This window comes from Streptomyces silaceus (assembly GCF_001419745.1).
Classification (GTDB): Bacteria; Actinomycetota; Actinomycetes; order Streptomycetales; family Streptomycetaceae; genus Streptomyces; species Streptomyces silaceus.
Genome location: NZ_LIRJ01000432.1, coordinates 1 through 20,600 on the forward strand (window position 1 = coordinate 1; position 20,600 = coordinate 20,600).

General features: G+C 71.7%; 14 protein-coding genes. 13 read left to right on the plus strand and 1 reads right to left on the minus strand.

Features of this window, described 5'->3' with window-relative positions:
• Positions 1-110: 110 nt before the first annotated feature.
• Positions 111-1,118, minus strand: coding sequence for a rod shape-determining protein (locus AOK22_RS32605; RefSeq protein ID WP_167357909.1), 1,008 nt, complete (start codon positions 1,116-1,118; stop codon positions 111-113).
• A gap of 178 nt (positions 1,119-1,296) precedes the next feature.
• Between AOK22_RS32605 and folC the strand changes: the two genes are divergently transcribed.
• The 13 genes from folC to AOK22_RS32670 all read left to right on the plus strand — a co-directional run bounded on the left by folC (position 1,297) and on the right by AOK22_RS32670 (position 20,440).
• Positions 1,297-2,817, plus strand: a complete 1,521-nt coding sequence (gene folC, locus AOK22_RS32610) for a bifunctional tetrahydrofolate synthase/dihydrofolate synthase (RefSeq protein ID WP_055702342.1) — start codon at positions 1,297-1,299, stop codon at positions 2,815-2,817.
• Between the two features lie 5 nt (positions 2,818-2,822).
• Entirely contained in the window at positions 2,823-3,173 is a 351-nt protein-coding gene (locus tag AOK22_RS32615) for a DUF4233 domain-containing protein (RefSeq protein ID WP_055702324.1), read from the plus strand.
• A gap of 125 nt (positions 3,174-3,298) precedes the next feature.
• The gene (gene ndk, locus AOK22_RS32620; protein WP_055702325.1) at positions 3,299-3,712 is read left to right on the plus strand and encodes a nucleoside-diphosphate kinase; all 414 of its coding nucleotides are present in this window, start codon (positions 3,299-3,301) and stop codon (positions 3,710-3,712) included.
• Between the two features lie 314 nt (positions 3,713-4,026).
• Positions 4,027-5,046, plus strand: coding sequence for a rod shape-determining protein (locus AOK22_RS32625; RefSeq protein WP_030362602.1), 1,020 nt, complete (start codon positions 4,027-4,029; stop codon positions 5,044-5,046).
• A 156-nt stretch (positions 5,047-5,202) separates the two neighbouring features.
• Positions 5,203-6,147 carry a rod shape-determining protein MreC gene (gene mreC, locus AOK22_RS32630; RefSeq protein ID WP_055702326.1) on the plus strand — a complete coding sequence of 315 codons (945 nt, stop codon included), beginning with the start codon at positions 5,203-5,205 and terminating at the stop codon, positions 6,145-6,147.
• 11 nt (positions 6,148-6,158) lie between these two features.
• On the plus strand, positions 6,159-6,830 hold the full coding sequence (gene mreD, locus AOK22_RS32635; protein WP_055702327.1) for a rod shape-determining protein MreD: 672 nt from the start codon (positions 6,159-6,161) through the stop codon (positions 6,828-6,830).
• Between the two features lie 64 nt (positions 6,831-6,894).
• Complete coding sequence (gene mrdA / locus AOK22_RS32640) at positions 6,895-9,072, plus strand: penicillin-binding protein 2 (RefSeq protein WP_055702328.1); 2,178 nt, start codon at positions 6,895-6,897, stop codon at positions 9,070-9,072.
• 3 nt (positions 9,073-9,075) lie between these two features.
• Positions 9,076-10,269 carry a rod shape-determining protein RodA gene (rodA, locus tag AOK22_RS32645; protein ID WP_055702329.1) on the plus strand — a complete coding sequence of 398 codons (1,194 nt, stop codon included), beginning with the start codon at positions 9,076-9,078 and terminating at the stop codon, positions 10,267-10,269.
• Positions 10,270-10,353: 84 nt separating this feature from the next.
• Positions 10,354-11,967 (plus strand): CYTH and CHAD domain-containing protein, encoded by a 1,614-nt coding sequence (locus AOK22_RS32650; protein WP_055702330.1) that lies wholly within the window; start codon positions 10,354-10,356, stop codon positions 11,965-11,967.
• Positions 11,968-12,017: 50 nt separating this feature from the next.
• On the plus strand, positions 12,018-13,943 hold the full coding sequence (locus tag AOK22_RS32655; protein WP_055702331.1) for a TIGR03960 family B12-binding radical SAM protein: 1,926 nt from the start codon (positions 12,018-12,020) through the stop codon (positions 13,941-13,943).
• A 47-nt stretch (positions 13,944-13,990) separates the two neighbouring features.
• Positions 13,991-15,259, plus strand: coding sequence for a hypothetical protein (locus AOK22_RS32660; protein WP_055702332.1), 1,269 nt, complete (start codon positions 13,991-13,993; stop codon positions 15,257-15,259).
• 131 nt (positions 15,260-15,390) lie between these two features.
• On the plus strand, positions 15,391-16,191 hold the full coding sequence (locus tag AOK22_RS32665; RefSeq protein ID WP_055702333.1) for a TIGR03936 family radical SAM-associated protein: 801 nt from the start codon (positions 15,391-15,393) through the stop codon (positions 16,189-16,191).
• Positions 16,192-16,426: 235 nt separating this feature from the next.
• The gene (locus AOK22_RS32670; RefSeq protein WP_055702334.1) at positions 16,427-20,440 is read left to right on the plus strand and encodes an Rne/Rng family ribonuclease; all 4,014 of its coding nucleotides are present in this window, start codon (positions 16,427-16,429) and stop codon (positions 20,438-20,440) included.
• The last annotated feature ends 160 nt before the right edge of the window (positions 20,441-20,600 follow it).

Here is a 20,600-nt window from a genome sequence, read left to right on the forward strand (position 1 = left end):
CCGGGCAGCGATAAGTGTGGCTCCAGCTCCGGCGCAGGCGGGGTATGCGCGCGGTGCCGGGTGCGGGGACGGAACCGTGGCGTAGGCACCTCCCAAGGCGCCCCGCCAGATCACGCCGCGGACATCACCCGTTCCAGACCGTCGAAGTCCTCCACGCACTTGCCGCAGCCCAGCGCCACGCTGTCCAGCGGATCCTCGGCGACGAACACCGGGATCCCCGTCGCCGAGGCGAGGCGCAGATCGAGGCCGGGAAGGAGCGCGCCGCCACCCGTGAGGACGATGCCGTGCTCCATGATGTCGCCGGACAGCTCCGGCGGGCACTCCTCCAGCGTCGTCTTGACCGCCGCGATGATCTGCTCGACCGGCTCGTCCAGCGCGGCCCGCACCTCGCGCGCGGTGAGGTCCACGGTCTTCGGCAGACCGCCCACCTTCTCCCGCCCCCGCACGGTGAACGACCGCATCTCCAGGGCGTCCTCACCCGGCACCGGCCACGCCGACCCGATGTTCACCTTGATGTCCTCGGCGGTGCGCTCACCGATCAGCAGCGCGTGCTCCTTGCGCACGAAGTCGGTGATGGCCGCGTCGAGCCGGTCACCGCCCACCCGCAGGGACTGCGCCGTGACGATCCCGCCCAGGGAGATCACGGCGACCTCGGTGGTCCCGCCGCCGATGTCGACGACCATCGAGCCGCGCGGCTCGGCGACCGGCAGACCGGCCCCGATGGCCGCCGCCATCGGCTCCTCGACGAGGTGCACGGCCCGCGCCCCGGCCCGCTGCGACGCGTGCACGATCGCGCGCCGCTCCACGGGAGTGACCCCGCTCGGCACGCACACGACCATGCGCGTACGCGGCCGGCGCCCCGGCACGGCCTTGCGGACGAAGTGCCGGATCATCTCCTCGGCCGCCTCGTAGTCACTGATCACGCCGTCCCGCAGCGGGCGGATCGCGGTGATGGACCCGGGCGTGCGCCCGATGGTCTCCTTGGCCTCCGCCCCCACGGCGAGCGCCCCGCCCTTGCCCTCCCGCACGGCCACCACGGACGGCTCGTTGAGCACGATCCCCTGGCCGCGGACGTAGAGGAGCGTATTCGCTGTGCCGAGGTCGATACCTATGTCCATGATCGCCAAGTTTGCCCGGCGCCCCCCGAAAGCGGAGGGACCAAGGTCCCGAAACGGACGGGCCGAAGGTCCTGACGAAGGTCCCGTAAGCGGAACGAGCTCCCCCCGGGGGAGCCTCGCGGACGCCGACCGGAGGTCCTGGCGGCGAGTGTCGGTGGTGCTCCGTAGACTGGCGTACGTGAGTGAGCTCCCCCCGCACGACGACGACCGCCCCGCCGACCCGGACGACGCCTTCGAGGACATCGTCGGGGCCGAGACCGACCGCGACCCCGACCTCGCGGTGATCGAGGCGGGCAGCCGCACCCTGCGCACCCAGGCAGGACCGCCCGAGAGCGACGTCCCCGCCCGCCCCGCCGACCCCGAGGTCGACCGGGCGCTGCGCGCGGTCGAGACGGAGCTGGCGGGCCGCTGGGGCGAGACCAAGCTGGAGCCCTCCGTCAGCCGCATCGCCGCGCTGATGGACGTCCTGGGCGAGCCCCAGCGCGCGTACCCCTCGATCCACATCACGGGGACGAACGGCAAGACGTCCACGGCCCGCATGATCGAGGCCCTCTTCTCCGCCTTCGAGCTGCGCACGGGGCGCTACACGTCCCCGCACGTCCAGTCGATCACCGAGCGGATCAGCCTGGACGGCGCCCCCATCGACGCCGAGCGCTTCGTCGAGACGTACGACGACATCAAGCCGTATGTGGAGATGGTCGACTCCCAGCAGGAGTACCGCCTCTCCTTCTTCGAGGTCCTCACCGGCATGGCGTACGCCGCCTTCGCGGACGCCCCCGTGGACGTGGCCGTCGTCGAGGTCGGCATGGGCGGCAGCTGGGACGCGACGAACGTGATCGACGGCTCGGTCGCCGTCATCACCCCCATCGACCTGGACCACACGGACCGCCTGGGCTCCACGCCCGGCGAGATCGCCAAGGAGAAGTCCGGCATCATCAAGCCGGACGCCACGGTGATCATGTCCCAGCAGCCGGTGGACGCCGCCAAGGTCATCCTGAAGAAGGCCGTCGAGGTCGACGCGACGGTGGCCCGCGAGGGCCTGGAGTTCGGCGTCGTCGCCCGCCAGGTCGCGGTCGGCGGCCAGCTCCTGACCCTGCGCGGACTCGGCGGGGAGTACGAGGAGGTCTTCCTTCCCCTGCACGGCGAGCACCAGGCGCACAACGCCGCGGTGGCGCTCGCCGCCGTCGAGGCCTTCTTCGGCATCGGCTCGCAGCACGCGCGCCCGCTGGACATCGAGACGATCCGCAAGGCGTTCGCCACGGTCTCCTCGCCCGGCCGTCTGGAGGTCGTGCGCCGCTCGCCGACGATCGTCCTGGACGCCGCGCACAACCCGGCGGGCGCCCGCGCCACCGCCGCCGCGATCAGCGAGGTCTTCGACTTCAGCCGGCTCATCGGCGTCGTCGGCGCGAGCGGCGACAAGGACGTGCGGGGCTTCCTGGAGGCCTTCGAACCGATCTTCGCCGAGATCGTCGTCACGCAGAACTCCAGCCACCGCTCGATGGACGCGGACGCGCTCGCCGCGATCGCCGTCGAGGTCTTCGGCGACGACCGCGTCCAGGTCGAGCCGCGCCTCGACGACGCCCTGGAGGCCGCGATCACCCTCGCCGAGGAAGAGGGGGAGTACGCCGGCGGCGGCGTCCTGGTCACCGGTTCCGTCATCACGGTCGGCGAGGCCCGACTGCTCCTGGGGAGGGGCTGACTCCTGTGCGTACGCTCTGTGCTTCGACGCTGATCGGCGAGTTCTTCGTCATCGGCTTCGCCGGTCTGGTCGCCATGAAGGACCCGGACCTGTCCATGGGCACGGTCTGGACGGTCAGCGGTCTCGCGATGCTGCTGTGCGTGCTGCTGTGCGGGGTGATCACGCGGCCGGGCGGTGTGCAGCTGGGGTGGGCCCTGCAGGTCGGTCTGATCGCGAGCGGTTTCGTGGTGCCGACGATGTTCTTCATGGGCGCGGTGTTCGCCGGGCTGTGGGGGGCTTCGGTGCATTTCGGCCGGAAGGTCGACGAGGCGAAGGCCAGGTTCGCCGCGCAGTCCGCCGAGGCGGAGGCTGCCTGAGGCCGCGGTCGGGGGCCCGGCACCGGCGGGCCGTGCCCACCCGTGCCGCCCTGCGGCACGAGGGCCCACGGCCGGTCGGTAAGGTGCGGGCCAATCCCACTTCATGACACCTCTTGGAGCCGCACATGAGCCAGCGCACCCTCGTCCTGCTGAAGCCCGACGCCGTTCGTCGTGGTCTGATCGGCGAGATCATCGGCCGCATCGAGCGCAAGGCGGGCTGGACGATCTCCGCGCTGGAGCTGCGCTCGCTCGACCAGGACACCCTGGAGCAGCACTACGGCGAGCACAAGGGCAAGCCTTTCTACGAGCCGCTGGTCGCCTTCATGTCGTCCGGCCCCGTCGTCGCGCTCGTCGTCGAGGGCGAGCGTGTCATCGAGGGCGTGCGCGCGCTCGCGGGTCCGACCGACCCGATCGCCGCCGCGCCCGGCTCGATCCGCGGCGACTTCGGCACCATCGTCCGCGAGAACCTGATCCACGCCTCGGACTCCGAGGAGTCCGCCGAGCGCGAGCTCAAGATCTTCTTCCCGGGCGTCGCGTAGCCGCACGGCCGAGCGCCGTCGAGCGATTCTGACGTCAAGTCAGAAAGTCGCCGCCCCGACCTGGGACGGCCGAAGAAATTCGGCCGTCCCTTGGCATATGCACCCCAATTGGGGGAACCCGTGCCTCCGATGGCACGTCTCCAAGGGCGGGGCGGCACATCATCTGCTGACAATGGCGAAGACCCTCGCGCCGTCTTCGCGCGGCCGAGACTACGATGGAAGCCTCCACTGCCACACAGCACCCACCTCGCCTACCTAAAAAGCCATCACACGCTCCACTAGGGAAGGCCAGACGCATCCTCATGGGGAACAACATGTCGTTCATCGGCCGTGACATGGCTGTCGACCTCGGGACCGCCAACACGCTGGTGTACGTCAGGGGTCGGGGGATCGTACTCAACGAACCGTCGGTCGTCGCGATCAACACCAACACCGGTGGCATTCTCGCGGTCGGTGCCGAAGCGAAGAAGATGATCGGGCGCACGCCCGGCAACATCGTCGCGGTGCGCCCGCTCAAGGACGGCGTCATCGCCGACTTCGAGATCACCGAGCGCATGCTCCGCTACTTCATCCTGAAGATCCACAAGCGGCGCTACCTCGCCCGCCCGCGCGTCGTCGTCTGTGTGCCCTCGGGCATCACGGGAGTCGAGCGCCGCGCCGTCATCGAGGCCTCCTCGCAGGCCGGCGCGCGCCAGGTGCACATCATCGAGGAGCCCATGGCGGCGGCCATCGGCTCCGGCCTGCCGGTCCACGAGGCCACGGGGAACATGGTGGTGGACATCGGCGGCGGCACCACCGAGGTCGCGGTCATCTCGCTCGGCGGAATCGTCACGGCGCAGTCCATCCGCGTCGCCGGTGACGAGCTGGACAACGCGATCATCCAGCACATCAAGAAGGAGTACTCCCTCCTCCTCGGCGAGCGCACGGCCGAGCAGATCAAGATCACCATCGGTTCGGCGTACGACATGGACGCCGACGAGCACACCGAGATCCGCGGCCGGGACCTGGTCTCCGGGCTGCCCAAGACCGTCGTCATCTCCGCCGCCGAGGTCCGCAAGGCCATCGAGGAGCCGGTCAACGCGATCGTCGACGCGGTCAAGACCACCCTGGACAAGTGCCCGCCGGAGCTGTCGGGTGACGTCATGGACCGCGGCATCGTTCTCACGGGTGGCGGCGCCCTGCTGCGCGGCCTCGACGAGCGGCTGCGCCGGGAGACCGGCATGCCGATCCACATCGCCGAGGACCCGCTCGACAGCGTGGCGCTCGGCTCCGGCAAGTGCGTGGAGGAGTTCGAGGCGTTGCAGCAGGTGCTCGACGCCCAGCCGCGCAGATGACCAGGGCGCGCACGCCCTGAACGGGGGTCCGCCGTACGAGTGCCTGCCACCTCGTGCGGCGGATCGTTGATATATAGGCAAGGCACAAGATTCCCCAGAACCCCGTGGAACCCGCAGATTCCGCGGAATCCGATTGAGGAAGGCACGCCGCCGCACGTGAGGGACACACGAGAGAGCCGGCTGCTCCTGGTGCTGCTGATCGCCATCGCGTTCGCTTTGATCACGGTGGACATCCGCGGAGGCGAGGATTCACCGGTCGACGGTGCCCGCCAGGCCGCCGCCACCGTCTTCGGTCCGGTCGAGGAGGGGGTGTCCTCGGCCGTCGACCCGATCGGCAACGCCATCGGCGCGGTCCGCGACTCCGGTGACCGCCACGACCGCATCGCCGAACTGGAGCGGCAGAACGCCGCCCTGAAGGCCAAGCTCGGCAGCGACGACCGCAACCGCAGCCGGGTGCGCCAGCTCGACAGCATGCTGAAGAAGGCGGGCGCGGGGCAGTACGGCATCAAGGGCGCCGAGGTCATCGGGATAGGAGCGGCCCAGGGCTTCTCCTGGACCGTCACCATCGACGCCGGCGCGAACGACGGACTCAAGCGCGACATGACCGTCCTGAACGGCGACGGCCTGGTCGGCCGCGTCACCACGGTCGGCCCGAACACCGCGACCGTCCTGCTCGCCAACGACCCCGACTTCACCGTCGGCACCCGCATGGAGAAGACCGACGAGCTCGGCTTCGCCACCGGCCAGGGCGACCGCCCCCTGTCCGTCCAGCTGCTCAACGGCAAGGCCAAGGTCAAGAAGGGCGACCGCCTGGTCACCTTCGGCTCGCAGGCCGACAAGCCGTTCGTGCCCGGCGTCCCGGTCGGCGAGGTCGTCCGCGTCGACCCCTCGGGCGGCGACCTGACGCGCAACGTCTACGTGAAGCCGTACGTCGGGTTCACCAAGCTCGACATCGTCGGCGTCGTCGTCGAGGCGCCCCGCGAGGACCCGCGCGACACGGTCCTGCCGCCCAAGCCCGCGAAGCCCAAGCCGACCCCGACGGTGACCGTCACGGCCACCCCGTCAGGACAGCCCCAGACCGGCAACGGCGACGAGCAGTAGGAGACCGGACCATGCGCTTCAACCGAATCCTGCTCTCCACCACGCTGGTCGTCGTCGCCCTGGTCATCCAGGTCAGTGTCCTGGCCCGGCTGCAACTGCCCGGCGCCGTACCGGACCTGGTGCTGCTCACCGTCCTCGGCCTCGCCCTGGTCTACGGCCACGTCGGCGGCGCCCTCATCGGCTTCGGCGCCGGACTGCTCAGCGACCTCGCGCCGCCCGCCGACCACGCCGCCGGGCGGTACGCGCTCGTGCTCTGCGTCATCGGCTACCTCGCCGGACTCGCCAAGCCCGAGGGCGGCCGGCTCCGCTCCGCCACCGGCCCGCTCGTCGTGGTCGTCGGCGCCGCCATCGGATCGACCCTGCTGTACGCGGGCGTCGGCTCCCTCGTCGGCGACACCGCCGCCCGCCATGTGGGCCTGGGCGGACTGCTGTTCACCGCCGCGCTCTACGACCTGCTGCTCGCGCCGTTCACCGTGCCGCTGATCATCGCGCTCGCCCGCCGCGCCGAGAACGACCCGCTGGGCGAGAACTCCCCGGCCAACAAGGCGGCCGACGTCTCGTCCGGCTGGCTTTCGTCGGGCACCGGACTGCGCATCGGCAACCAGCGCGGCGGCCTGCGGGCGAAGGCCGCCAAGGCCCGGGTCGCCCGCGCCGGACGCATCAAGGGGGTCAAGCGCCTGTGAGGTCGCAGCACTTCGCCGACCGCACCGAAGGACCGGGCAGGGGACGCACCAGGGGAGGGGAGAAGTGACCAACATTCCGGAGACCGGACGGACCCCACGGGTCCAGATCCGGCTCGTCGTCATCCAGATCCTCGTCGTCTCCCTCCTGCTCACCCTCGGCGGCCGCCTCTGGTACCTCCAGATCCGCAACGGCGACGAGTACGCCAAGGAGGCCTCCGGCAACCACGTCCAGCAGGTCGTCCAGCCCGCCGTGCGCGGCTCGATCCTGGACGCGCGCGGGGTGCCGATCGCCGACAACCAGACCCGTCTCGTCGTCTCCGCGTCCCGCACGGACCTGATGAAGATGAAGGACGACGGCAAGGCGGTCCTCGCCAAGCTCGCCGACGTGCTCGGCATGAGCACCAAGGACGTCTCCGACAAGGTCCGCCTCTGCGACTCCAAGACCCCCCAGCCCTGCTGGAACGGCTCGCCCTACCAGCCGATCCCGATCACCGACGAGGCCACGCCCAAGCAGGCCCTCCAGATCCGTGAGCGCTCCGAGGACTTCCCCGGCATCACCGCCGAGCCCACCGCCGTGCGCCGCTACGCCGCCCCCGGCAAGTCCAACACCGCGCAGGTCCTCGGCTACCTCTCGCCGGTCACCGACGAGGAGATCAACAAGGCCAAGGACAGCGACTCGCCCTACCTGCGCTCCGACCAGGTGGGCCGCTCCGGCCTGGAGCGGACGTACGACAAGCAGCTGCGCGGCAAGGCCGGAGTCACCCGCTACGAGGTCGACAACCTCGGCCGCGTCATCGGCAAGGCCAAGTCCGACAAGGCCGAGCCCGGGGCGAACGTCGTCACCAGCATCGACGCACGCGTGCAGGCCGTCTCCGAGTACTGGCTCGACCACGCGATGAAGAAGGCCCGCCAGGAGTTCGACAAGAACACCGGCGAGAACTACAAGGCCGACGCGGGCGCCGTCGTCGTCATGGAGAACAAGACCGGCCGCATCATCTCCATGGCCTCCAACCCGTCGTACGACCCGAACGCCTGGGTCGGCGGCATCTCCGGCAAGGACTACGCCAAGCTCACCGGCAAGAACTCCAACTACCCGCTGCTGAACCGCGCCATCCAGGGCCAGGCCGCCCCCGGCTCGATCTTCAAGGTCATCCCGACCACCGCCGCCGTCAACGCGGGCTACCAGTTCAACGGCCGCTACCCGTGCCCCAGCTCGTACTCCATCGGCGGCCAGACCTTCAAGAACTTCGAGTCCAAGGGCCACGGCAACATCACCCTCGGCCAGGCGCTGGAGGTCTCCTGCGACACCGTCTTCTACAAGCTCTCGCACGACCAGTGGGCCAAGGACGGCGGCAACAAGCCCAAGAAGGACGCCAAGGACTGGTTCTACAAGACCGCCCACCAGTTCGGCCTCGGCAAGGAGACCGGCGTCGACCTCCCCAACGAGGTCAGCGGCCGCGTCCCGGACCGCCAGTGGAAGAAGGACTACTGGAAGGCCAACAAGGACGCCTGGTGCAAGCAGGGCAAGAAGAGCGGCGACTACGCCGAGCGCATCGCGTACGAGAACTGCCTCGAAGGCATGAAGATGCGCGCCGGTGACTCCGTCAACTACTCCATCGGCCAGGGCGACACCCTCGTCACGCCGATCCAGATGGCCACGATCTACTCCGCCATCGCCAACGGCGGCACCCTGTACGACCCCACCGTCGGCAAGGCGATCATCAGCGCCGACGGCAAGCGGGTCGAGGAGATCCGGCCCAAGTCGCACGGCAAGCTCCCGATGAACGCCGCGCTGCAGAAGGACATAGACGGTGCTCTCGCGGACGTCGCCACGCGCGGTACGGCCGCGTGGCGGTTCGGCGGCTGGCCGCAGGACAAGATCCCGATGCACGCCAAGACGGGTACGGCCGAGGTCTACGGCAAGCAGACCACCTCGTGGTTCGCGACGTACACCAAGGACTATTCGATCGTCATGACGATCTCCCAGGGTGGTACGGGCTCCGGTGCCTCCGGTCCCGCCGTCCGCAAGATCTACGACGCGATGTACGGCCTCGACGACAGCGGCAACCAGGACAAGAAGAAGGCCCTGCTGCCCGAGCCGCAGAAGAGCCTGCCGAAGATCGAGACCGACGGCTCCATCGACGCCCCGAAGATCAAGCCGTACAAGCCCGAGGCGCCCAAGCCGCCGGCCGAGCAGCAGGAACTCGCGGCCGGACCCACGGCCAACTGGAGGCGGGACTAGCCCATGACCGGCAATGGCTTCTCCGTCTCCGGATACGGACCCGAGCGCTCCTCGATGTCGCGGCTCCTGGCCCGCGACTCGATAGTGCGCCGGCTCGACTGGCCGATGCTCCTCGCGGCGCTCGCGCTCTCCGCGATCGGTGCCGCGCTCGTCTACTCGGCGACCCGCAACCGCACCGAACTGGTCGGCGACGACCCGTACGCCTTCCTGATCAAGCACGTCATCAACATCGGCATCGGCCTCGCCCTGATGACCGGCACCGTCTGGCTCGGCCACCGCACCCTGCGCACCGCCGTGCCGATCCTCTACGGCGTCTCCGTCTTCCTGGTGCTGCTCGTCCTCACCCCGCTCGGCGCGACCATCAACGGCGCCCACGCGTGGATCGTGATCGCGGGCCAGTCGCTCCAGCCGTCCGAGTTCTGCAAGATCACGATCATCCTCGGCATGGCGATGCTGCTCGCCGCCCGCGTCGACGCGGGCGACAAGGAGCACCCCGACCACCGCACGGTCGTCCAGGCCCTCGGTCTCGCCGCCGTGCCGGTCATGATCGTCATGCTGATGCCCGACCTCGGCTCGGTCATGGTGATGGCGATGATCGTGCTCGGCGTGCTGCTCGCCTCGGGCGCCTCCAACCGCTGGGTGTTCGGACTGCTCGGCGCGGGCGCCCTCGGCGGCGTCGCCATATGGCAGCTCGGCGTCCTGGACGACTACCAGATCGCCCGCTTCGCGGCCTTCGCCAACCCCGCGCTCGACCCGGCGGGCGTCGGCTACAACACCAACCAGGCCCGCATCGCGATCGGCTCCGGCGGCCTCACCGGCACCGGCCTCACCAACGGGTCCCAGACCACCGGCCAGTTCGTCCCCGAGCAGCAGACCGACTTCGTCTTCACCGTCGCGGGCGAGGAGCTCGGCTTCGTGGGCGCGGGCGCGATCCTGCTCCTGCTCGGCGTCGTCCTGTGGCGCGCCTGCCGCATCGCCCGCGAGACCACCGAGCTGTACGGCACGATCGTCGCCGCCGGCATCATCGCCTGGTTCGCCTTCCAGGCCTTCGAGAACATCGGGATGACCCTCGGCATCATGCCGGTGGCGGGCCTCCCGCTGCCCTTCGTGTCCTACGGAGGCTCGTCGATGTTCGCCGTCTGGGTGGCCGTCGGACTCCTCCAGTCGATCAAGGTGCAGCGCCCCATGTCCGCCTGACCGCTCCACCGCGGGGCAGTCCCGCGACCGCCGTTGGCCGTCGCAGGGCTGCCCACTGCGCGCAATCGCGTCTAGATTCGGTGCATGGCCCAGACGAAGCGCGAGATCGAGCGGAAGTACGAGGTCGGGGCGGACCGGGCGCTGCCCGATCTGACCGGCGTCGCCGGGGTCGCGGACGTGGTCGACAAGGGCGTCGTCGAACTGGACGCCGTCTACTGGGACACCCCCGACCAACGCCTCGCCGCCGCCTCGATCACGCTGCGCCGCCGCACGGGCGGCGACGACGCGGGCTGGCACCTCAAACTCCCGGTGTCCCTCGCCGAGGGAGTGCGGGACGAGGTCCGGGCGCCGCTCTCGGCCACCGTGCCACGCGTGCTGGCCGGCCTCGTGCGCTCGCGGGTCCGCGAGGCCGAACTCGTCCCGCTCGTACGCCTGCTGTCCGCCCGCGACCTGCGCCACCTCGTCGACGCGGACGGCCATCTGCTCGCCGAGGTCAGCGTCGACGGCGTCCGCGCCGAGCGCCTCACCCGGGGCGGCCGCACCGCCGCCTGGACCGAGGCCGAGGTGGAGCTGGCCGACGACGGCGACCCGGCGCTCCTCGACAAGGTCGAGAAGAAGCTGAAGAAGGCGGGCGCCCGCCGCTCCGCCTCCCCGTCGAAGCTGGCCAGGGCGCTCACGGAGACCGAGCCGAAGCCGCCCAAGGGGCAGAAGGCCGAGAAGGCCGCCCCCGAGGGCGCGACCAGCAGCGGCAAGAAGGCCGGCAAGCGCGAGGCCGTCGCCGAGGCCGTGCGCGACGCGGTGGGCGACGCACCGGGCACCGCGGGCGACCACGTCCTCGCCTATCTGCGCGCCCAGCGCGACGCGATCGTCTCCCTCGACCCCGCCGTCCGCCGCGACCTGCCCGACTCCGTGCACCAGATGCGCGTCGCCACCCGTCGCATGCGCAGCGCCTTCCGTACGTACAAGAAGATCCTCGACCGCACGGTCACCGACCCCGTCGGCGAGGAACTCAAGTGGCTCGCGGGCGAGTTGGGCGTCGACCGCGACCAGGAGGTGCTCACCGAGCGGTTCACCGCACGGATCGCCGCGCTGCCCAGGACGCTGCTGCTCGGCCCCGTGCGCGGGCGGCTGCGCATCTGGACCGTCGCCCGCCGCACCGGCTCGCGCCGTCGCACGGTCGCCGTGCTCGACGGCAAGCGCTACCTCGCGCTCCTGGACACCGTCGACGCGCTGCTCGCCGCGCCCCCGCTGCTCCCCGCCGCCTCCGCGCCGGCCGCACAGGCGCTGCCCAAGGCGGTCCTCAAGGACTACGACCGCCTCGCCGCCCGCGTCGAGCACGCCCTGGAGCTGCCCGCGGGACAGGACCGCGACCTGGCCATGCACGACGCCCGCAAGGCCGCCAAGCGCGCCCGGTACGCGGGCGAGGCGGCCGTCCCCGCCCTCGGCCGGCCCGCGGGCCGGTTCGCGAAGCGGATGAAGGCCGTGCAGACCGTGCTCGGCGAGCACCAGGACAGCGTGGTGGCCCGCGACGCCCTGCGCACCCTGGCGGTCCAGGCGCACCTGGCGGGGGAGTCCGCCTTCACCTGGGGCCTCCTCTACGGCCAGGAGGAAGCGGCCGCCGCGGACCAGGAGCGGGAACTGCCGGCGGTGTGGGCCGAGGCGTCCCGGGGGAAACTGCGGGCGGCGCTGGGGGCCTGAATGCCGGGGTACGCTTGATGGTCACCCCTGCCGGCTCATGAAGGTTCGCGATGTCTGTCGAATCGGTCTTCCCACAGCTCGAAGCTCTGCTCCCGCATGTGCAGAAGCCAATCCAGTACGTCGGCGGTGAGCTGAACTCCACCGTCAAGCCGTGGGACTCGTGCGACGTCCGCTGGGCGCTCATGTACCCGGACGCGTACGAGGTGGGGCTGCCCAACCAGGGCGTCATGATCCTGTACGAGGTCCTCAACGAGCGCGAGGGCGTCCTGGCCGAGCGCACGTACAGCGTGTGGCCGGACCTGGAGGCCCTGATGCGCGAGCACCAGGTCCCGCAGTTCACGGTGGACAGCCACCGCCCGGTGAAGGCGTTCGACGTCTTCGGGCTCAGCTTCTCCACGGAGCTCGGCTACACCAACATGCTCGCCGCCCTCGACCTCGCGGGGATCCCGCTGGAGTCGAAGGACCGCGGTCTGGACGACCCGATCGTGCTCGCCGGCGGCCACGCGGCCTTCAACCCGGAGCCGATCGCCGACTTCATCGACGCCGCGATCATCGGCGACGGCGAGCAGGCCGTGCTCGACATGACCGAGATCATCCGCCAGTGGAAGGCCGAGGGCCGTCCCGGCGGGCGCGAGGAGGTCCTCTTCCGCCTCGCGAGGACCGGCAGTGTGTACATCCCGGCGTTCTACGACGTCGAGTACCTCCCGGACGGCCGCATCGGCCGCGTCGTGCCCAACAGGTCGGGCGTGCCGTGGCGCGTGTCCAAGCACACCGTCATGGACCTCGACGAGTGGCCCTACCCCAAGCAGCCCCTCGTCCCGCTCGCCGAGACCGTCCACGAGCGCATGTCCGTGGAGATCTTCCGCGGCTGCACCCGCGGCTGCCGTTTCTGCCAGGCCGGCATGATCACGCGCCCCGTGCGGGAGCGAAGCATCACCGGCATCGGCGAGATGGTGGACAAGGGCCTCAAGGCGACCGGCTTCGAGGAGGTCGGCCTGCTCTCGCTGTCGAGCGCCGACCACTCCGAGATCGGCGAGGTCGCCAAGGGCCTCGCGGACCGGTACGAGGAGGACAAGATCGGTCTGTCCCTCCCGTCGACCCGCGTGGACGCCTTCAACGTCGACCTGGCCAACGAGCTCACGCGCAACGGCCGCCGCTCCGGCCTCACCTTCGCCCCCGAGGGCGGCAGTGAGCGCATGCGCAAGGTCATCAACAAGATGGTCTCGGAAGAGGACCTCATCCGCACCGTCGCCACCGCGTACGGCAACGGCTGGCGCCAGGTGAAGCTGTACTTCATGTGCGGCCTGCCCACCGAGACCGACGAGGACGTCCTCCAGATCGCCGACATGGCGATGAACGTGATCCAGAAGGGCCGCGAGGTCTCCGGGTCGAACGACATCCGCTGCACGGTCTCGATCGGCGGCTTCGTGCCCAAGCCGCACACGCCGTTCCAGTGGGCCCCGCAGCTCTCCTCCGAGGAGACGGACGCCCGCCTGGAGAAGCTCCGCGACAAGATCCGCGGCGACAAGAAGTACGGCCGCTCGATCGGCTTCCGCTACCACGACGGCAAGCCCGGCATCGTCGAGGGCCTGCTCTCGCGCGGCGACCGCCGCATCGGCGCCGTCATCCGCGCCGTCTACGACGACGGCGGCCGCTTCGACGGCTGGCGCGAGCACTTCTCGTACGACCGCTGGATGCAGTGCGCCGACAAGACGCTGCCCGGGATGGGCGTCGACGTCGACTGGTACACCACGCGCGAGCGCACCTACGAGGAGGTCCTGCCCTGGGACCACCTGGACTCCGGTCTCGACAAGGACTGGCTCTGGGAGGACTGGCAGGACTCGCTCGACGAGACCGAGGTCGAGGACTGCCGCTGGACCCCGTGCTTCGACTGCGGCGTCTGCCCGCAGATGGACACGCACATCCAGATCGGCCCGACCGGCAAGAAGCTCCTGCCGCTCACGGTCGTGAAGTAACGGGCGCCCTTCGCATCCGAACCGGCACGGCACGCGTCTAGAACCACATGGACCTGGAGAAACGGCCTCAGCCCGAGGGGCCGCGGCAGCAGCCCCCGCAGCCCGCACCGCAGCCGCGGCCGCAGCAGGCCGAGGGCTGTCTCGCCGTCGCGATCCGCCTTCCCGTGCGGATCGTCGTGCTCGTCCTCGTCGTGCCGGTTCGCCTGGTGTGGGACGCGCTCGCCGTGTGCGGGCGCTTCCTGTACCTCAGGGCGCTCCGGCCCGTCGGACGCGCCCTCGGCACCGCGCTGACCTGGCTCCTCAAGGCCGTCTTCGTGTGGCCGTGGGTGGGCCTGTGGCGGTACGTGCTCGTGCCGGTCGGCCACGGCATCGGTTGGCTGGCACACGTGCTGGTCGTGGTGCCCGCCGTCTGGCTGTACGAGCGGGTCCTGACGCCCCTCGGCCACGGCATCGCCTGGCTGGGCCGGACCCTCGTCGTGACCCCGGCGACCTGGTTCTACGCGAGCGTGCTGACCCCGATCGGCCACGGCATCGCCTGGCTCGCGCGGGCCGTCGGCAGCGGGGCCAAGGCCGCCGGACGGGGCATCGGCGCCGTCCTGGCATGGCTGTTCAAGGCGGTCTTCGTCTGGCCGTGGGTCGGCCTGTGGCGATACGTGGTCGTGCCGGTCGGCATCGCGCTCGCCTGGCTCGGGACCGTGCTGGTCGTGGTGCCCGCGCTCTGGCTGTACCGCCACGTGCTCACGCCCGTCGGACACGGCATCGCCTGGCTGGCGCGCGGCACCTGGACCGTTCTCGCCACGCTCTGCCGCTGGATCTTCGTCGTCCCCGCCGTCGCCCTGTGGCGGTGGGTGCTCGCGCCCGTCGGCCGGGCGATCGCCGTCGTCGCCCGCGAGATCGGCGACGCGCTCGGACACGCCTGGCGCGTCGCCGGACACCTCTCGCTGGTCGTGGGCCGCTTCCTCGGCACGCTCCTTCGGTGGATCTTCGTCGAGCCGGTGCGCTGGGCGTACCGCACGATCCTCACCCCCGTCGGCCACGTGGTCCGCGACGCCGTGTGGCGGCCCGCCGCCAAGGCGGTCAAGGACGCCGGACGCGCGACCCGGCAGGCCCTCGCCTCCGCCCGGGACAGCGTGCGCCAGGCACGGGCCGACGTGCGCCGCATGCTGTTCGGCGCGCCGAAGGAGCCGGTCCCGGTGGCCGCGGGGCCGGGAGAGCCGGTACCGGTCCCGGTGGCCCGGCGGGAACCGGACACGCCGGAGCCGCGTAACCTAGAGAAGAACCCCGGGAGTGCAGTTTCCCCGCATGCGCGGGGGTGACCCGACTGGACGACGCTGGGTAAGCGTCACCCGGACTGCTCCCCGCCCGCGCGGGGATGTTCCCGGACCGCACACAAGGAGACGTTCCACTGGGCAAGCGACAGCCCGAAGGCCCGCCGCCCGCACCCGCGGTGCAGCGCATCCGACTGCGTTACACCAAGCGCGGCCGCCTCCGGTTCACCAGCCACCGTGACTTCCAGCGCGCCTTCGAGCGTGCGCTGCGCCGCGCCGAGGTGCCCATGGCGTACTCGGCGGGGTTCACACCGCACCCCAAGGTGTCGTACGCCAATGCCGCACCCACCGGCACGGGCAGTGAGGCCGAGTACCTGGAGATCGCGCTCACCGCGCCGCGCGACCCGGAGACGCTCCGCGTGCTCCTCGACGAGTCGATGCCCGCCGGGCTCGACATCGTCGACGCCGTCGAGTCCCGCACGTCCGGGCTCGCCGACCGGCTGACGGCCTCCGTCTGGGAGCTGCGCCTGGACGGCGTGGAGAGCGCCGAGGCGGCCCGCGCCGCCGAGCTGTTCACCGCCGCCGAGCGGGTCGAGGTGCAGCGACGCACCAAGAACGGCATCCGCACCTTCGACGCGCGCGAGGCCGTCGTGAGCCTCGCGGCGACCGCCGACGGCGAATCGACCACTCACGACGCTGATAGGCCGAGCGACAAGCCCTGTGCGATACTGCGGCTGGTTGTTCGGCACGTGACACCTGCCGTACGACCTGACGACGTCCTGTCCGGTCTCCGAGCTGTGGCCGACCTGGCGCCGCCGGTCCCCGCAGCGGTGACCAGGCTGGCGCAGGGGCTTTTCGATGAAGAGACCGGCACGGTGACCGACCCGCTCGCGCCCGACCGCGAGGCAGTCACGGCCGCTCCACCCACGGCCGCCGTCTCTGCCGCCGCGAAGGCGCCGGCGCCGGAAGGCCCCCGTTAGGGACGTACGTCAACGCGCAGCCCTCGTACTCGGGAGCCACCTGGGTCGGGCAGCGCACTGACCGAGACTTTCGCCAGGCCGTCCGCACATGGGCGTACGGAACCGGCGAGACAAGACATAGAGAGCTCCCGTGCGGCGCCCGCGCCCCGGATGGCGGCCTTGCGCATGCAGCGCTGGCCGCGGACATCACCGGACCAGGCGCGGCGCCCGGGAGCGTGACGGGAGAACCGCCCGCATGCTTGAGCCGAACGAACCCGCTGAGGGCTCGCAGAACGACACCCCCAGCGACACCCTGCCGCCGCGCCGTCGGCGCCGTGCGGCGTCGCGTCCCGCGGGACCGCCCGCCGGCACCGCGGAAGCCGCGGCCCCGGCCATACCGGCCACCCCCGCCGACGAGAACGCCGAGGTCGAGGAGACCGAGGAGACCGCCGAGGCGGTCGAGACCCCCGTGGTCGCCGAGCCCGAGCCCGAGGCGGCCCCGGCTCCGCGCCGCCGCCGTGCGACCCGCCGCGCCTCCGCGCCGGCCGGTGCGCCGCAGACCGCCGAGGTGACGGAGCCCGCCGCCCCGGCGCCCGCGCCCGTCGAGGAGAAGGCCGCGGAGCCCGCCGAGGAGGCCGCGCCCGCGCCGCGTACGCGCCGCCGTGCGACCCGCCGTGCCTCCGCGCCCGCCGGTGCGCCGGCCGCCGCCGAGGAGACCGCCGCCCCCGTGGCCGCGGCCCCCGCCGAGCCCGAGACGCAGGCCGAGCCCGAGGCCCGGCCCGAGCCGGTCGCCGACGACGCCGCGCCGCGCCGTACGCGCCGCCGCGCCACCCGCAGCGTGTCCGCGCCCGTCGCCGGTGAGGCGAAGGCCGAGGAGAAGGCCCCGGCGAAGGCCGAGGAGAAGACTGCGGAGAAGCCCGCCGCCAAGGCCGAGAAGGCCCCGGCGAAGGCCGCCGTCGCGGAGGCCCCCGCCTCCGCCGCTGCCCCCGCCGCCGACGCCGAGTCCGCGGACGACGACGCCCCCCGTGGGCGTACGCGTCGCCGCGCCACCCGCAAGGCCGCCGCCACCGGCTTCTCCGCGCCGTCCGCGCAGAAGGCCCGCAAGGCGGCCCGGAGCGACGACGCCGACGAGGACGGCCGCAAGCCCGGCCGCCCGGCCGTCGCCGTCTTCCAGGCGCCCGTGTTCGCCGAGCCGATGTTCCAGACCCCGGAGCGCGCCGCCGCCGCGGCCGCCGCCGAGGCCGCGGAGGAGGCCGCCGAGCAGCCCGCCCCCGTGGCCGAGGAGGAGACCGCCCCGCGCAGGCGCCGCCGCCGTCGCGCCGCCGACGAGCAGCCCGCCGCCGAGGAGCGCGAGAGCGTCAGGGCCGAGGTCGTCGAGACCGCCGCCGACGAGGAGGTCGCCGAGCCGGTCGAGGACGCCGCCGAGCAGGCCGAGTCCGACGACGACTCGGAGGAGTCCGGCGAGCGCCAGGGCCGCCGTCGCCGTCGTGGTGGCCGCCGCCGTCGCCGCGGTGACTCCGCCGAGCACGACGCCGAGCAGGGCGACGCGGCCGAGTCGGACGACACCGCCGCCGAGCAGTCCGACGAGGACGGCGCGGAGGCCGCCGAGCCGGAGGCCGAGGAGTCGGAGGAGTCCGCCCCGGAGTCCGGTTCCGGCTCCAGCAGCAGCCGTCGGCGCCGTCGTCGCCGTCGCCGTGCCGGTGACTCCGGCGAGGGCGAGCCGAGCGACGGCGACCCCGAGCGCACGGTCGTCAAGGTCCGTGAGCCGCGCAAGAAGGACGAGCGCGAGTCCGGCGCCGACGAGGTCCAGTCGATCAAGGGCTCGACACGTCTGGAGGCCAAGAAGCAGCGCCGCCGCGAGGGCCGGGAGCAGGGCCGCCGCCGGGTGCCGATCATCACCGAGGCCGAGTTCCTGGCGCGCCGCGAGGCCGTCGAGCGCGTGATGGTCGTCCGGCAGAACGGCGAGCGCACCCAGATCGGCGTCCTTGAGGACAACGTGCTCGTGGAGCACTACGTCAACAAGGAGCAGGCCACCTCGTACGTCGGCAACGTCTACCTGGGCAAGGTCCAGAACGTGCTGCCGTCGATGGAGGCCGCCTTCATCGACATCGGCAAGGGCCGCAACGCCGTGCTGTACGCCGGTGAGGTCAACTTCGAGGCGCTCGGCATGGCCAACGGCCCCCGGCGCATCGAGTCCGCCCTCAAGTCCGGCCAGTCGGTCCTCGTGCAGGTCACCAAGGACCCGATCGGCCACAAGGGCGCCCGTCTGACCAGCCAGGTCTCGCTGCCGGGCCGCTACCTCGTGTACGTGCCCGAGGGCTCGATGACCGGCATCAGCCGCAAGCTGCCCGACACCGAGCGCGCGCGTCTGAAGACCATCCTCAAGAAGATCGTCCCCGAGGACGCGGGCGTCATCGTGCGCACCGCGGCCGAGGGCGCGAGCGAGGACGAGCTGCGCCGTGACGTCGAGCGTCTGCAGGCGCAGTGGGAGGACATCCAGAAGAAGGCGAAGGCGACCTCGACGAGCTCGCCGAGCCTGCTGTACGGCGAGCCGGACATGACCGTCCGCGTCGTCCGCGACATCTTCAACGAGGACTTCTCCAAGGTCATCGTCAGCGGCGACGACGCGTGGCAGACCATCCACGGCTACGTCTCGCACGTCGCGCCCGACCTGGCGGACCGGCTGTCCAAGTGGACGTCCGAGGTCGACGTCTTCGCGACGTACCGCATCGACGAGCAGCTCGCCAAGGCGCTGGACCGCAAGGTCTGGCTGCCGAGCGGTGGTTCGCTGGTGATCGACAAGACCGAGGCGATGGTCGTCGTCGACGTCAACACCGGCAAGTTCACCGGTCAGGGCGGCAACCTCGAAGAGACCGTGACGAGGAACAACCTCGAGGCGGCCGAGGAGATCGTGCGCCAGCTGCGGCTGCGCGACCTGGGCGGCATCGTCGTCATCGACTTCATCGACATGGTCCTGGAGTCCAACCGGGACCTCGTGCTGCGGCGCCTGCTCGAATGCCTGGGCAGGGACCGTACGAAGCACCAGGTCGCCGAGGTCACCTCGCTGGGCCTGGTCCAGATGACCCGCAAGCGGGTGGGCCAGGGCCTGCTGGAGTCCTTCTCCGAGACCTGCGTCCACTGCAACGGCCGCGGCGTCATCGTGCACATGGAGCAGCCGACGTCCTCCGGTGGCGGCGGCAAGCGCAAGAAGCGCGGGCGCGGCGGTGCGGACCACCAGGACCACGGTCACGAGCACACGCACGAGACGGAGCAGCCGGAGGGCTCGGCGGAGACCGAGACCGAGGCCGAGGTGGCCGCCGAGGTCGCCGCTCCGGTGGCGCTGCCCGAGCCCGAGTTCGTCCCGGACGAGGAGCTGTACAGCAGCGCGGCCGAGGCCGAGGCCGCCGCTTCCCGCGGCCGTTCGCGGCGCCGGGCGACCCGGCGCGCGTCGGCTCCGGCGGGTGCGCCGCGGGCGGAGTCCGCTCCGGTCGAGGCCCCGAAGGACGAGGCCGCGCAGGCCGACGCCCCCAAGGCGGCCTCGAAGAAGTCCGGCAAGAAGGCCAAGGCCGCGGAGAAGGCTGCCGAGAAGGCCGCCCAGGCCGTGGCCGAGGCCAAGGAGCCGGTGGTCGTGGAGGCCGAGGCGCCGCGTTCGGAGGCTCCGGCCGCCGAGGACCCGGTGGTCGGCACGCCCGAGGCCGTCGAGGCGGCTGCCGCGGCTCCCGAGGCTCCGGTGGAGGACGCCGCGCCGAAGGGACGTACGCGCCGTCGTGCGGTCCGCAAGGCCACGTCGCCCGCCGGTTCGCCGAAGGCCGCGGAGAGCGCCGAGCCCGAGCCGGTGAAGGCCGAGCCGCTCGCGGAGCCCGTCGTGGAGCCGGTCGCCGAGCCCGTGGCCGAGGCGCCCGTCGCCGACGCCGCGCCGGCCCGTCCGCGCCGCCGTGCGGTGCGCAAGGCCACCGCGCCGACCGCGTCCGAGGAGGCGGCCGTCGTGGTCGTCCCGTCGGCGGACAAGGCCGACGCGGACCAGCCCGCGGACGCGTCCGCGGACAAGGCCGAGGCCCCCGCCGAGGAGGCCGCCCCGGCCAAGAAGACGGCGCGCAAGACCGCCAAGAAGGCGACGGCGAAGAAGGCCGCCACCAAGAAGACCGCGGCCAAGAAGACAGCCGCCAAGAAGACGACGGCCAAGAAGGCGTCGAAGGCGACGGCGAAGAAGGCCGCGGCGGCCGAGCAGTCGCCGGCCGGTGTCTCCGCCGGCGCGGGAGGCGAGAGCTGACCGCCCGCTGACGTGGCCTGACGGCTTCGCACACCCGGTGCCCCTTTGCACGGCGAGAACGCCGAGCAAAGGGGCACCGGCCTGTCCGGGAACCTGCGTTTCGCAGCTCGAAAGCGTGAATCGCGGGCCCGCCTCATTGGAGGGCCGGTAGGGACCTGTA

What these genes read in the sequence shown, in the direction of transcription:
- rodA (WP_055702329.1), top strand. Translation starts at nt 9,076, where the DNA reads ATGACCGGCAATGGCTTCTCCGTCTCCGGATACGGACCCGAGCGCTCC.
- mreD (WP_055702327.1), top strand. Translation starts at nt 6,159, where the DNA reads ATGCGCTTCAACCGAATCCTGCTCTCCACCACGCTGGTCGTCGTCGCC.
- AOK22_RS32655 (WP_055702331.1), top strand. Translation starts at nt 12,018, where the DNA reads ATGTCTGTCGAATCGGTCTTCCCACAGCTCGAAGCTCTGCTCCCGCAT.
- AOK22_RS32670 (WP_055702334.1), top strand. Translation starts at nt 16,427, where the DNA reads ATGCTTGAGCCGAACGAACCCGCTGAGGGCTCGCAGAACGACACCCCC.
- AOK22_RS32605 (WP_167357909.1), bottom strand. Translation starts at nt 1,118, where the DNA reads ATGGACATAGGTATCGACCTCGGCACAGCGAATACGCTCCTCTACGTC.
- AOK22_RS32625 (WP_030362602.1), top strand. Translation starts at nt 4,027, where the DNA reads ATGTCGTTCATCGGCCGTGACATGGCTGTCGACCTCGGGACCGCCAAC.
- ndk (WP_055702325.1), top strand. Translation starts at nt 3,299, where the DNA reads ATGAGCCAGCGCACCCTCGTCCTGCTGAAGCCCGACGCCGTTCGTCGT.
- AOK22_RS32650 (WP_055702330.1), top strand. Translation starts at nt 10,354, where the DNA reads ATGGCCCAGACGAAGCGCGAGATCGAGCGGAAGTACGAGGTCGGGGCG.
- AOK22_RS32660 (WP_055702332.1), top strand. Translation starts at nt 13,991, where the DNA reads ATGGACCTGGAGAAACGGCCTCAGCCCGAGGGGCCGCGGCAGCAGCCC.